Origin of the sequence: Microcoleus sp. B9-D4 (genome assembly GCF_036705105.1) — a bacterium.
Taxonomy (GTDB): Bacteria; Cyanobacteriota; Cyanobacteriia; order Cyanobacteriales; family Microcoleaceae; genus Microcoleus.
In genome coordinates, this window is the sequence record NZ_JAUBTS010000002.1 from 44,189 (window position 1) to 57,605 (window position 13,417).

A 13,417-nucleotide genomic window follows, 5' to 3' on the forward strand; every position below is an offset into this window, starting at 1 on the left:
TTAAGGAGTTAAACGGATGAATTCTGTCGATCGGGCTTTTACTCCAGCTTTGGAGTTGGCGGAGTCGATCCGCGCCCTCGAAGTGTCGCCTTTAGAAATTGTCAATCTGTACTTGGAACGCATTGAGCGATTAAACCCTGAGCTGGGCAGTTATTTTACTGTAACGGCTGAGCGGGCGATCGCCCTGGCTAAATCTCAAACCGAAAAACTAGCTGGGTTAAACAAGCCACAGGAATTGCCACCTTTTTTCGGAGTGCCGATCGCCATTAAAGACTTGACACCAGTTACCGGCGTTCCGTGTACTTACGGCACTCAGGCTTTGCTGGGTAACATCTCTGCCTACGACGAGTCAGTAGTATGGCGGATCAAAGCAGCCGGATTTAACATTCTGGGGAAAACAGCAACCTCTCAAATTGGCTCATTACCTTACACCGAACCAGAAGGTTTCCCACCGGCGCGCAATCCCTGGAATTTAGACTATACACCCGGAGGTTCCAGCGGTGGCTCAGCGGCCGCTGTAGCAGCAGGTTTATGCGCGATCGCCCAAGGTTCAGACGGCGGCGGTTCGATTCGAGGCCCAGCTTCCTGCTGCGGTTTAGTGGGCATTAAACCATCGCGGGGGCGAGTTTCCTGGGCACCTGTCGGAGATTACCTCAGTGGCATTTCTGCCAACGGCCCACTGGCGCGCACTGTAGCTGACGCCGCCGCACTTTTGGACGTGATGTCAGGCTACACAACAGGCGATCCGTACTGGCTACCAGATTCAAATCCGACTTTTCTAGAGGCTTCCCGTCAACAGCAGGGCAAACTGCGAATTGCGTTTTCTACGACTATTTCCCCTGTGGGCGAGGCTGCGCCTATCTGTCAGCAAGCGGTACTCGAAACAGTAAAATTATTGACTGATTTGGGTCATGATGTCGAACCTGGATGCCCGGATTTTACGGGTTTAATCGAACCGTTTATCGCAATTTGGCAGTCGGGGGCGGCTGCAAGCGGCATTCCAGGCCCTGCTTTGGAACCGATGAATCGCTGGCTGTTAGAAAGAACTATTTCGGCTGGGGAATATTTGCGGGCGGTGAATCAAATGCAGGTGATTTCACGGCGGATTGTGGGATTCTTTGAAAAATTTGATGTGTTAGTTTTGCCCACTTATATGCACTCGCCAATCCGGGTTGGGGAGTGGGCGGATTTGAGTTTTGAAGAAACTTTGCAGCACATTATTAATTGGGTTGCTCCTTGTCCGCCGTTTAATGCTAGCGGTTTGCCTGCGATCGCACTTCCTGCCATTTTAGATAACAACGGTTTGCCCGTGGGAATTCAAATTATCGGGCGGCCAGCGGCGGAAGCAACTTTAATAGCTTTAGCAGCGCAGATGGAAGCGGCGAAACCTTTCCCGGTTTTAGATTTTAAATAGGGAAGAGCAAGGGATAAAATCACATTTCCCTTTTTTAGGGGTATGCCAAATCAGGATTTGTGTGCGGGGAACTAGAAATCCGGTTTTTCGCATAAATTTTTATTGACTGTTTGACATTTGAACAATCTGTTTGACATTTGAACAATATTGATGCAACGGCAAACGATAGGATTGAGAAAGGGGACAAATTTCAAGTTTAATTTGGGTAAATAAATATAAAACACTTCTTAAGGTACTTGACATTTTGTGGAAAAAGGCTATAATTTTTTCAAAATTATTCCCGATGGCGGGTGTATCTAAAAAAAATAGCTTATGTTTAACACAGCAGGACGGTTTCCAGAAAATCCGATTCCGGGAAATGTTGCGGGTGTTTCAGCGGAAATACTAGACTTATTCAGTAAGTTCGATCGCTTAAATCCGCTCAGCCCAAGCGCCGTCGGCGATACCAATGGTTTATTTAATACCAGCTACGATTTGACTCAAAAACCCGATGGGGCGGCGGCTGCGACTGGTAGTGCGATCCTCTACGAGGGCTTCGCTAACGGCCTTTTTGGGCCATCCACCGACTTCGGTCTCCAATCGTCAGGAAGCGACAATATTAAAGTTGATAGTAGTCTAAAATCCCAGACCGCTACCTCCACTCAAGGTGAGATAGACGAACTGACAGGGATGGCTTTACCTGTTGGTGAACTCTCCCTATCCCAAACTTCTTCCCTATTTCCTGATGAAAACTGGGCTTTCAATTTTAAAGATTACACCATCGAACACCAAGGTTTAAACACCCTCAACCTCAAAGTTGGTTACGGGTTAAAACCGGGAATTACCCCGAACGAATATCCAGATTTTGTTCCCATTTACCAAAGTATTGATAATTTCCTAGTTAACTACCCGAACGAAACAGATTTTTGGGAAATTCTAAACAAAAATTTGACAGAAAAGGTGCTTAATGAAAATCCGGTACTGACAGATGTTACGATTCAACTGGAAGTTTTGCCAACAGAGAGATTGCCCTACGATCGCGCCAGTACAGTTTTCCGCAGTCAATCGGGCAAAATCACAGAAGATTGGAATTTTTCAGTCAAAGACTACGCAATAAATCACCAAGGATTGAACAAGCTCAATCTCGATATAGATTACCAGTACAAGCCGGAAATCGCTCCCAATGAATATCCCGATTTTGTGCCAATCTACAAGAGCATTGATAACTTTTTAACCACATATCCGAACGAAACTGATTTTTGGGAAATTGTCAATAAAAACTTGACTCAAAATATCCTCAACGAAAATCCTGGATTGGCGGCAATCAAGATAGATTTCAACGTTCTGCCAAGCCAAACCTTGCCCTACAACCGCACCAGCAAAGTTACTCGCACTCAACCCAGCAATCCTCAAGGAACTTTCCTAGTTGGCAATAGCCGGGGAAATAATGTACTTCGGTTTGACGGCAATACCGGCAATTTTCTAGGCGAATTTATTCCACCGGGAAGCGGCGGTTTGTCCAATCCAGATACGATCGTTTTTGGGCCAGATGGCAATGGCGATGATAAGTCGGACATTTACGTTACTAGCGGCGACAAGCCCGGAAATTCGGGAGAACCGACAGCATCTGCGGTATTGCGGTATGACGGAATTACTGGCGCATTTATTGACAAGTTTGTCGGGGATAATCCGAACACGGCGGTCGATGAAACTGGCGGATTGTTTCGCCCTTACGGTTTAGCTTTTGGCCCTGACGGTAATTTTTATGTCAGCAGTTTTTTGAGTGACCAAATTCTCCGATATAACGGCAAAACAGGACAGTTTATTGATGTATTTGCTTCGGGAAATCAGCAAGCGGGAGGATTGAATGGCCCGAACGGTTTACTGTTTGCTCCTGACGGCAATTTGTACGTGACAACGCAGGGGAGTGTTGCTCGCAATGGTAAAGCAGATTATAGCGCAGGTTTCCCCAGTCAGGTGCTGCGTTACAACCCCCAAACCCGGCAGTCAAGTATCTTTGCTTCGCCCGATCCTTCGCCTCGGAGTCAGGGATTTACAAGTCTTTTGGGACTGGCAATCGGGCCCGCTGACGGCGACCTTTATGTCAGCGATTTTGCTAACGATATCAGGCGCTACAATTTAAGAAGTGGGGAATTGGTCAAGGTTTTATCTACCAATTATACTGATACTTCCCCCAGTAGCAATTATGTAGGTAGTTTGGCTTTTTCGCCGATCGGCAATTTGTTTGTAGTGGGGTTTGACAACCGCGCTAATGCTAACGGTGCCGGCGCTGTTTTGCGGTATAATGGCAAGACTGACGAACCGCTGCCAATATCGGGGAATCCTGGATCGAGTAACAGTTCTATTTTTGTCCCTCCCGACAGCAAGCTACAGCGTCCAATAGGAATTTCTTTCTTTCCGTCCGATGCTCAACTGACGCAGAAATGGAATTTTACATTGGCAAATTACCCAATTAATCATCAAGGGTTAAACAACCTGAATATTGATGTAAATTATCAGTACAAAGACGGGATTCAAAATTCTGAGTATCCTGATTTTGTGCCGATTTACAAGAGCATTGACAATCTTTTAGTTAACTACCCGAACGAAACTGATTTTTGGGAAATTGTTAACAAAAATCTGACCGAAAAAGTGCTTGCTGACAATCCGGCAATTTCGTCGGTGACGGTTAATTTGGATGTTTTACCGACGAACCGATTGCCTTACGATCGCAGCAGTACCGTTACTCGCACTCAAGATGGTAAATTAGGTGAAGCATGGGATTTCAAGATTCCTAATTACTCGATCGATCACCAGGGTTTGAATAACCTCAATATGGATGTCAAATATCAGTACAAACCAGGAATTACGCAGGATGAGTATCCAGACTTTGTGCCGATTTACAAAAGCATCGATAGTTTCTTGACTAATTATCCCAATGAAACAGATTTCTGGGAAATTCTTAATAAGAGTTTGACGCAAAAGCTGCTAGCCGAAAATCCGGCTTTGGATTCGTTGCAAATTAATCTGGAGGTTTTGCCGACAAACAGATTGCCTTACGAGCGAGCTAGTATTGTGTCGCTAGCTTAGCCTATCATTGAAAATTAGATGGACAAATCTTGACAAGAAATACATACTTAGCTACCGTAAGGGTACGGTTAAGTATGTTGCGTAGAAACCCGGTTTTTTCGCGTCCAAGACTAACCCATTTAAATCGTCTGTTGTGGTGAAAAACCCGGTTTTTTTAAGAAACCGGGTTTCTGAATTAGACCGAGTTTGCCAAAGTCCATCTTGGGATATATGTCTGTTTCCCCTTGCATTTGATACCTACATAGTGGTGAACGCAAATAGGATCAAAAACCAGGTTTCGGCGTTAATGTCGATCGCTCACAACCTGTTATTTTGACTCTTAACCTGCTTTTTGTGCCTCCAGACAAAAATATAGTTTTTTTAATCGGAGTTCGCGATCCACCCAATTTCTAGTTATCAAACCCATATTTTACCAATAAACCGAGTTACTCGCGCCCAGTATTACTTATTACCAATTACCCTGTAATATATTGAGAATACCTCTTTAGATTGATAGACATTTTGATTATTTCCTTTTAAATATGGTAGCAGTTCGCTGCCAATATTTAGGGTGAAATTTATGTTAACTTCCGGGCCAATTACCGCCCCCGTTCCCGTTTTTCTAGTTCTTTTAGCAATCATGCTACTCGCGCCGCTGTTATTTGAGCGCTTGCGATTGCCGGGAATAGTCGGTTTAATTATTGCTGGCGTAATTGTCGGGCCCAACGGTCTCAATTTGCTGCAACGGGACGCTACTATTGTTTTGTTAGGTACTGTAGGATTGCTGTTTTTGATGTTCCTAGCGGGGCTGGAAACTAGCCTCGATGACCTCAAACTCAATGCGGACAAAGCTGTCATATTTGGGCTGGCTACTTTTTCGCTACCGATGATATTGGGGACAGGAGCGATGCTGCTGTTGGGATATAGCTGGCTGGCTGCAATTTTAGTCGCTTCTTGTTTTGCTACGCACACCCTTTTAGCGCTGCCAATTCTCACAAAATTGGGATTGATGCGAACTCAGACTATTACTACGACTTTGGGCGGGACTTTAATTACGAATGTGTTGGGGCTGTTGGTGCTGGCAATTGTTGTTAAAGCTTTCAAAGGAAATCTAACTCTCGAATTTTGGCTGTTTCTCATTCCATCTCTTGCTATCTACACTTTTGGTACTTTGTGGGGAGTTCCCAAAATCGGTCGCTGGTTCTTTAAGAAATTCGGACACGACGAAAATGCCGAATTTATATTTGTATTGGCAACCCTATTTCTAGTTTCTTACGCAGCAGAACTAATTGAAATTGAGGCAATTATTGGTGCATTTTTATCGGGAATTGCCATTACTCAAATTATTCCCAAAATGAGTCCCCTGATGAATCGGATTGAGTTTATTGGCAACACGCTGTTTGTGCCGTTTTTTCTGATTTCTGTGGGGATGTTAATTGACCCGCTAATTTTGGTAAAGCAGCCGCAGTCTTTGTTGGTGGCTGCGGTGATGATTTTAGCTGAGGTGGTGAGTAAGTTTTTGGCAGCTTGGCTACCGGGGAAATTATTTCGTTTTGAGTTTCCCAGCATTATGGTAATGTTCGGTCTTTCTGTTGCTCAAGCTGCTTCTACTTTGGCTGCGATTACGGTTGCTTTTGACATTAAATTGGTCGATCGCGTAACGGTGAACGGCATCATTGCCATGATTTTAGTAACTTGTGTCGCTTCTCCTTGGATTGTATCTCGGTGGGGTCAAGAAATGCAGCAGCCGGGGTCGAGTTTGCCGACTGCTACTTCGGGAAAGCATTCATGGGGAGACCGAGTTTTAGTACCTGTTGCTAATCCGAATACGGAAGATAATTTGCTGCGTTTGGCTTTGATTTTAGCAAAAAGATATCAGGGAACTTTGCTGCCGCTGCATATTTTGTCCGATCGCGGGGAAGCAATTTCACCTGCAGATAAAATGCAGCAAACTCAACTTTTGACGGCTGCGGAAACTGTCGCCCATGCGGCTGCTTGTGCGGTTGAACCGATAGCGAGGATAGATGATGCGATCGATCGCGGAATTCTGCGGAGTGCAACCGAACGTGAGGCTAGTTTAATAGTTTGTGGTTGGAAGGGATTTTCCACGACTCGCGACAATTTTTTTGGCAGCATAATTGACAATGTGATCAGGCGATCGCCCGTACCCGTACTGATTGCTCGATTTCCCGATCCTCTCCAGAATACAGCCAGAATTATTTTGGCGGTAACTGACAGCGAGTTGACTCGGTTTGGATTTCAGGAAACCGTGGATATTGCTAAGAGTTTGGCCGAGGAACTTAAGGCGAATTTGCAAGTGTTGTTGGTGACGACACAACGGGAAAAAAGCGATAAAAGTGCGGCGGAGGTGGCAATTCTTGCTGAGATACCAGTAAATCGGGTGCGGGGAAATTTTATCAAGCTAGTTTCGCAGAATTTGTTAGAACACGATTTGCTGATTTTAACAACTATTTCTCACCAGAATTTGTGGGAAAAACCTGGAACGCTCAAAGAACCCGAAGCGATCGCCCGGACTCACCAAAATATTTCGATGCTTGTTGTTTATTTTCCTGTATCTTGAGGAATATTTTAACCGCAGATGATGCAATGAACCTGCATTTATCTGCTGTTAAAATTTAATCCTCATCCATCCGATGCAACCGTCCATGAGATAACTAACTCCCGAAGTTTGTACTTTTCGGGCTGCCGATTAATATCAAATCCGTTGGTACCGACACTATTCCTATCTCTCTTCTCTTCCTGGGCGCCCTCTGCGCCCTCTGCGGTTTAATCATTCAAAAACAACCCGCCTAAAGCCCGGACGATCGCACTTTTCCAAACTAATTTCGATCGCACTCCGATGGAGACAATTTCTCGGCATCTAGGACAATTTCTCGGTATCTGGGAGAATTTTGAGAATATGGTGATATATCTCCTCTAGTTCAATAAGGTAAAAATGAGTATCAGACCAAATTTCAGATGGTTTTCTTCGGTGGCGAGTGTTTTGGGTTCGATTTCGATTAATCCTTTCAGCGGCACGACATCCTCTGTAAAAGCGGCAGAAACGGTTGTTATCCGCAAAGGTATTTTAGAATCGTCAATATCGGTTGCGGATTTGCGCGAACTCGCAGAAACAGGAAAAGTCCCCGCCAAACTGCAAGCTTATGCCAATCTCTTGTCTGACGAACAGCGGAGTAAAATTTTTCGGGCGCTGCAAGCGAAAATTCCCCTCAATGTAGTCGGCCTGAGCAACTTGCTAAATACGGGCATTGGCACTGGCATCCTGACGGATTTGACTACTGTCATACCCAGGCGCGACGGTGGGGGTGTGGAAGCGCTGCGAGCCGCTCTGGTGCAGGGAGCAAAAGCGCCGGAAGGCTTATCTATATTGAGTTTCATTGAATCTTATCCGAGCTCGCGGGTCGTGGTGGATCTCGATCGAGCTTTCGCTGTTTTGGGAAATATGAACGTAAGTTTTTGGCAAACTCAGCGCTTTATGGCGGCGATCACACCTCAGTTAGCAGCGGTTAAACCCGCGTTTAAGCTGCCTTTCGATCCAACCCAGCCAGGCCCTAATGTCGTGCAGGTACGGGCGCTAGATTTGAACGATAGCGCCCGCAATCGACCTATTCCGGTTGATGTGTACTGGTCAAGAGGTGCGACAGCCGACAAACCGACGATCGTCTTTTCTCACGGGTTGGGTTCCGTCCGCACGGATTTACGCTACTTAGCCGAGCATTTGGCGTCTCACGGCTATGTGGTAGCAGCTTTAGAACATCCCGGCAGCAACGAGACGAACACCAATGCTGCGATGGCGGGGAAGTGTCCGTTGCTAGCTCCTCAAGAGTTTTTAGACCGTCCCAAAGACATCAGTTTTGTACTCGACGAACTGACAAAATTGAACCAAACTGATGATAACTTGCAGGGGAAAATTGCGATCGACCGATCGATAATAATTGGCTATTCCTTCGGCGGCGCTACAGCCTTGTCCGTGGCCGGCGCCGAACTGCAATTGAGCGGACTCAAACAAAGGTGTCAGGGCGATTTGATTGGGTTCAGCTTAGGCGAAGGCATTCAGTGCGCGGCAGCCGGATTGCCCGAAGAACGGTATCAATTGCGGGATGGGAGGATTAAAAGGGCGATCGCCATGAATCCGATCGCATCATTATTATTTGGAGAAACGGGCTTAAGTAAAATTAAGATTCCCACCTTAATAGTAGCATCTTCTGCCGACAAAACCACTCCCGCCTTAGCCGAACAAATTGCCGGCTTTCCGAAAATTCCCTCTCCTAAATGGCTAGTCGGTTTTGTAGGAGGAACGCACTTAAGCGTCAAAGATCCGAGTACAACTTTAAACCAAGTTCGCAGACCAAGCACAGTAATTACCGGCGATGAAGTTGTCGGCGACCAAGCTGCTAGCATACGCAATTATATTAAAGCTGTAAGTTTGGCTACCGCCGCTCAACTAACTGCCGAAGCTGAGAAATATGCAGTCTTTCTAACACCAGAATACGCGCAATTTGCTTCCACATCGGCAATCCCGGTGCGGCTAGTAACAGAAATTTCCCCGGAAATTAATACAGTAGTGCAAACTTTTATTCAAAGGAGTAAGTAGTGATTAGTGATTAGTGATTAGTCATATCATGTCCGGTCAATTAACCATGATTTCTGTAGGGGCGGGTTCGCCAAGATATTGAATAGAAACGGGAAAATCTGTAAACCCGCCCCGACCTTTAATCGCCGTCAATCGATCGGACATAATATCATTAGTCATTAGTCATTAGTCATTAATCATTAGTCATTAGTCATTAGTCATCAGCTAATAACTAATGAGAAAGACTTGTAGTAATATCAAATAAGGTGACATGGAAATTATACTTGAGTGCGAGCCGGACGATCGCTCCTGAGAGCGCGGAGACACACGGGAAACTCCCACTGCACTCGGAAAATTATGATTCCGATGTCAGCGGAAACGAGATTACGACTAGCAGCCTTTCCTTTTGTATGCGCGGTAGCTTAGCCCCAGGGGTGTATTTTTCTTCTTAAGCTGTTTTTGATATTTTTGGTCGGTGCGAGGGCAAAATATAACAAAGCGCTTTCATAAACTTTACTCCCAAACGGCCATGCCTAAAAAAAATCTTATCCCGCTGTTGCTGCTGTTTATAGCCCTGTTTACCCTTTATGGTGACACTTTAACTTTTCTTCCGAAACCTGTAAGAGATACTAGCGTCGCCAGTCGAAAGTTCTTCGTGGGGTTGTGGCCATCATGGGTGAAGCCGAAAGATTCAAACAAGCAAAGGGAGAAGGAGATTGAGAACTTGGAAAAAAGCCCTACTCCAAGTCGCTAGTTTTGATTTACTAACGAGAAACCCGGTTTCTCTAATAATACCTAGCCATTTTCTTGTAGGTTGGGTTAAGCGAAGCGAACCCTACGCTTCGCTTCGCCCAACAGTACGATTTTAGATTTTGGATTTTAGGTTTGAGATTTTTTATCCACTCTCTAATCTGTAATCGATTCAACTTAAGATTTTAGATTTTCCTCCCAGCGGTAAGGTGTGCATTGCACACCCTACAGAGAGAGGTTATGCGTCCAGACTGTTTTAGATTTGTACTCCCATCTAAAATCTAAAATCTAAAATCTAAAATTGATTAAGCCTGCTTTTTCAACCAGCTAAACATAGCTCGCAAATCTTTACCAACTTCTTCAATAGGATGTTCTGCTTCCTGACGGCGCATGGAGGTAAAGCCCGGTTTGCCGGCTTGGTTTTCGAGAACGAATTCGCGGGCAAATTGACCCGATTGAATTTCGCTGAGAATTTTACGCATTTCGGCGCGGGTTTGATCCGTGACGATGCGGGGGCCGCGAGTTAAATCGCCGTATTCTGCGGTATTGGAGATGCTGTCGCGCATTTTGGCGAGGCCTCCTTCTACTACTAAGTCAACGATAAGTTTAACTTCGTGCAAACATTCAAAATAAGCTAATTCCGGTTGATATCCGGCGTCAACTAAAGTTTCAAATCCAGCTTTAATTAAGGCGCTCAAACCGCCGCACAAAACTACTTGTTCGCCAAAAAGATCCGTTTCTGTTTCTTCGCGGAAAGTGGTTTCCAGGATGCCGGCTCTGGTGCCGCCGATACCTTTAGCATAGGCCATTGCCCGATCGCGCGCTTGACCGGAAGCATCTTGATATACTGCAAACAAACTCGGAACACCTTCCCCTTGTTCGTAAGTCCGTCGTACCAAGTGTCCGGGGCCTTTGGGGGCAACCATTACTACGTCTACATTGGCTGGGGGAACAACTTGGCCGAAGTGAATGTTAAAACCGTGAGCAAATGCTAAAACATTTCCTTCAGAAAGGTTCGGTTCGATTTGTTCTTTGTAAATAGTTTTTTGAACTTCATCGGGCAATAAAATCATGATGAAGTCAGCGGCGGCGGCTGCTTTGTCTACCGGGTGAACTGTTAAACCCGCGTCGGTTGCTTTGGCTGCAGATTTGCTACCGGGATACAAACCGACAACGACATTCATGCCACTGTCTTTGAGGTTAAGCGCGTGGGCGTGTCCTTGGGAACCGTAACCGATGATAGCCACCGTTTTGTTGGCTAAGAGGTCTAGGTTCGCGTCGGTGTCGTAATACATACGGGCCATAGTGCTTGTCTCCTGAGATGCAAATTGGGTGATTGACTGCAAAACTCTCATTTTATCAAAGTAGGGTACTTTTTTTACAGAATTTTTTTTATTAAGATTTGAGCGGGGGAAAACAAAGGGATCTCGCCCTGAATTTAGCAGCGTTGGTGGCGGAGTCTGCGATCGTCAAATATAATTGTCAATAGCGTGCTGTGCTTTTGAAAAAACCTCACATCTTGCACCATTCTCGCTTAACAGGCTTTCCGGCCTGTTCCACAAAGAGTAAATTTTTTTGTGGAACAGGCCGGAAAGCCTGTTCATAAAAAGCTTATTGAGAATGGTGTAACATCTCAGAAAAACGCAACTAACTAACTTTATTCATATGAAAATAAAAGCAATACATCATGTGGCGATTATTTGCTCGGATTACGAAGCATCGAAGAAATTTTATGTAGAAGTATTGGGATGTTCCATTATCAAAGAAACTTTCCGAACCGAGAGGAATTCTTACAAACTAGATTTGCGCGTCGGAAACGGCGACACTATCGAGCTTTTCTCATTTCCCCATCCTCCTGAAAGAGTTAACAATCCTGAAGCTTGCGGTTTGAGACATTTAGCTTTTGCCGTAGAGGACATAGAAGCATCAGTTGCTTACTTAAAATCCCAACAAGTAGAAGTAGAAAACATTCGCCTTGACGAGATTACAGAAAAACGGTTTACATTTTTCATAGATCCCGACAACTTACCCTTAGAAATCTATGAAATTTAAGGAGTATCCCGATTTTGTAAAGTCGCTCTTAAGTCAATAGGTGGGGTGTGCATTGCCCTAAAAACTGCATGATTCATTCCCAATCTAAAATCTAAAATCTAAAATCTAAAATTGTATAATGGATTATATCATCAGAAACACAATCACGGTCGGATTGCCTGCTTTAATGCTCTTTATAGCCATATTAGCTACAGGTAAAACAGGTGACGCAGCCGTTTGGTCGGGCTTGGTCAAAGTCGGCGGTTCCTTTGGTATGCTTGTCGGTGTATGTGTGTTGGTATTTGCAGGATTTGTTGCCAATTATTTTAGTTATTTTGTGGTAGATACCTTGCTGGTGAGATTTTATCAAAAGCGGCGAGTGTTGGAACAGCCAGAACAACTGCTAATAGAAATTGATAAATTGCCGATTACCAACGACCTTAAAATCAAGCTCAAATGGGCGGTGATGCACAGCAATCCCAACAAAAGCCTTAGCTTGAAGCACGTAATTTTAAAATGGTTTATTATCGCAGCAACTGTAAATGCCGTATTGTCAATAGTCGGTTATTTGGGAGAATTTAACATTTTTTTTGAATTGAGTTCTCATTTTAAACTACAATATCTGCTGGTTGGTTTCTCTACTTTTATATTCTTCGCTCTCGTGCGCTCAAAAAAAATATGGTGGCTGGTGAGCGCATTTTGCATTATCATTAATTTGGCGGAAATTGTTCCTTGGTATTTTCCAGCGCCAGCATTTGCAGGAGCAACGCCCGGACACAACTTGCGGATTTTGCATTCAAATGTTTTAAGGGCTAATCGGCGATATTCTGAGGTGATATCGCTGGTTAAAGCAGAACAACCTGATATCGCGGTTTTTGTAGAAGTCAACTCATCTTGGGCAAAACAGTTATCGGTTTTAAGCGAGATTTTTCCTTACTCTTCTACCCAGCAAGAATCTGAGAGATTTGGCAGTGCAATATACAGCAAGCTACCTTTAGAAAATTCTTCTGTTAAAGCCTTTTCAAATAGAAGAAAGAGCTTGTTTGCGGATGTTAAATTTCAAGGTAAAATCATTTCTCTGATTCTTGCTCATCCGACTGTGCCAGTCAAACAGGAGAGTTTTATCGATCGCAACCAACAGCTAGCAGGCATCGGCGAGTATGCAGCCCAAGTAAAAAATCCGCTGATTGTGGTTGGAGATTTAAATACCACAATGTGGTCGCCATTCTACAAAAATATGGTAAAAACCGCAAACCTGCGAAATGCGCGATCGGGCTTTGGCATTTTACCGACTTGGCCGACTTTTATGCCGCTGGCTTATATTCCGATCGATCACTTTCTAGTCAGCAAAGAAATTGGTGTTTTGAAGATTCGTACTGGCCGAAATGTCGGTTCGGATCATTTGCCGTTAATTACAGATTTGGTCATTTGAAGGAAGTTAAAGCAGTGACTGATTAGAAATCGGATCTTTCACTATTTTGAGGAACGGGCAAGATGCCCGTTCCACAATCAAACTGAATTTTTGTGGAACAGGCATCTTGCCTGTTATTCCCACAATCAAACTGAATTTTTGTGGAACA

10 protein-coding genes are annotated in these 13,417 nt (G+C 44.6%); 8 read left to right on the top strand and 2 right to left on the bottom strand.

The features are described 5' to 3' along the window. Nucleotides 1-16: 16 nt before the first annotated feature. The 4 genes from QUB24_RS01580 (at nt 17) to QUB24_RS01595 (ending at nt 9,077) form a co-directional block, all read left to right on the top strand. Complete coding sequence (locus QUB24_RS01580; protein ID WP_333149969.1) at nt 17-1,414, top strand: amidase; 1,398 nt, start codon at nt 17-19, stop codon at nt 1,412-1,414. A 312-nt stretch (nt 1,415-1,726) separates the two neighbouring features. Next, nucleotides 1,727-4,483, top strand: a complete 2,757-nt coding sequence (locus QUB24_RS01585; protein WP_333149971.1) for an NHL repeat-containing protein — start codon at nt 1,727-1,729, stop codon at nt 4,481-4,483. Nucleotides 4,484-5,042: 559 nt separating this feature from the next. Further along, complete coding sequence (locus tag QUB24_RS01590) at nt 5,043-7,043, top strand: cation:proton antiporter domain-containing protein (RefSeq protein WP_333149973.1); 2,001 nt, start codon at nt 5,043-5,045, stop codon at nt 7,041-7,043. Nucleotides 7,044-7,418: 375 nt separating this feature from the next. Next, nucleotides 7,419-9,077 (top strand): alpha/beta hydrolase, encoded by a 1,659-nt coding sequence (locus QUB24_RS01595; protein WP_333149975.1) that lies wholly within the window; start codon nt 7,419-7,421, stop codon nt 9,075-9,077. 36 nt (nt 9,078-9,113) lie between these two features. Here the strand turns inward: QUB24_RS01595 and QUB24_RS01600 are convergent, their stop codons facing one another. Then, nucleotides 9,114-9,236 carry a hypothetical protein gene (locus tag QUB24_RS01600; protein WP_333149977.1) on the bottom strand — a complete coding sequence of 41 codons (123 nt, stop codon included), beginning with the start codon at nt 9,234-9,236 and terminating at the stop codon, nt 9,114-9,116. Nucleotides 9,237-9,322: 86 nt separating this feature from the next. Between QUB24_RS01600 and QUB24_RS01605 the strand changes: the two genes are divergently transcribed. Next, nucleotides 9,323-9,508, top strand: a complete 186-nt coding sequence (locus QUB24_RS01605; RefSeq protein WP_333149979.1) for a hypothetical protein — start codon at nt 9,323-9,325, stop codon at nt 9,506-9,508. Between the two features lie 77 nt (nt 9,509-9,585). After that, a complete protein-coding gene (locus tag QUB24_RS01610) occupies nt 9,586-9,810 on the top strand; it encodes a hypothetical protein (protein WP_333149981.1) in 225 nt (74 codons plus the stop codon). Between the two features lie 301 nt (nt 9,811-10,111). Here QUB24_RS01610 and ilvC read toward each other — a convergent pair whose 3' ends face one another. Continuing rightward, nucleotides 10,112-11,161: a ketol-acid reductoisomerase gene (gene ilvC, locus QUB24_RS01615; protein WP_333149983.1), complete on the bottom strand. Its 1,050-nt coding sequence runs from the start codon at nt 11,159-11,161 to the stop codon at nt 10,112-10,114. A gap of 310 nt (nt 11,162-11,471) precedes the next feature. On the opposite strand from ilvC, the gene gloA2 reads away from it, so the two are divergent. Beyond that, a complete protein-coding gene (gene gloA2, locus QUB24_RS01620; RefSeq protein WP_333149986.1) occupies nt 11,472-11,858 on the top strand; it encodes an SMU1112c/YaeR family gloxylase I-like metalloprotein in 387 nt (128 codons plus the stop codon). A gap of 118 nt (nt 11,859-11,976) precedes the next feature. Then, on the top strand, nt 11,977-13,269 hold the full coding sequence (locus tag QUB24_RS01625; protein ID WP_333149988.1) for an endonuclease/exonuclease/phosphatase family protein: 1,293 nt from the start codon (nt 11,977-11,979) through the stop codon (nt 13,267-13,269). Nucleotides 13,270-13,417: the final 148 nt, after the last annotated feature.

Excerpts from the sequence above, each read along its gene's own strand:
- QUB24_RS01610 (WP_333149981.1), top strand. The coding sequence starts at position 9,586 with ATGCCTAAAAAAAATCTTATCCCGCTGTTGCTGCTGTTTATAGCCCTG.
- QUB24_RS01590 (WP_333149973.1), top strand. The coding sequence starts at position 5,043 with ATGTTAACTTCCGGGCCAATTACCGCCCCCGTTCCCGTTTTTCTAGTT.
- QUB24_RS01625 (WP_333149988.1), top strand. The coding sequence starts at position 11,977 with ATGGATTATATCATCAGAAACACAATCACGGTCGGATTGCCTGCTTTA.
- QUB24_RS01580 (WP_333149969.1), top strand. The coding sequence starts at position 17 with ATGAATTCTGTCGATCGGGCTTTTACTCCAGCTTTGGAGTTGGCGGAG.
- ilvC (WP_333149983.1), bottom strand. The coding sequence starts at position 11,161 with ATGAGAGTTTTGCAGTCAATCACCCAATTTGCATCTCAGGAGACAAGC.
- QUB24_RS01595 (WP_333149975.1), top strand. The coding sequence starts at position 7,419 with ATGAGTATCAGACCAAATTTCAGATGGTTTTCTTCGGTGGCGAGTGTT.
- gloA2 (WP_333149986.1), top strand. The coding sequence starts at position 11,472 with ATGAAAATAAAAGCAATACATCATGTGGCGATTATTTGCTCGGATTAC.
- QUB24_RS01585 (WP_333149971.1), top strand. The coding sequence starts at position 1,727 with ATGTTTAACACAGCAGGACGGTTTCCAGAAAATCCGATTCCGGGAAAT.
- QUB24_RS01600 (WP_333149977.1), bottom strand. The coding sequence starts at position 9,236 with ATGACTAATGATATTATGTCCGATCGATTGACGGCGATTAAAGGTCGG.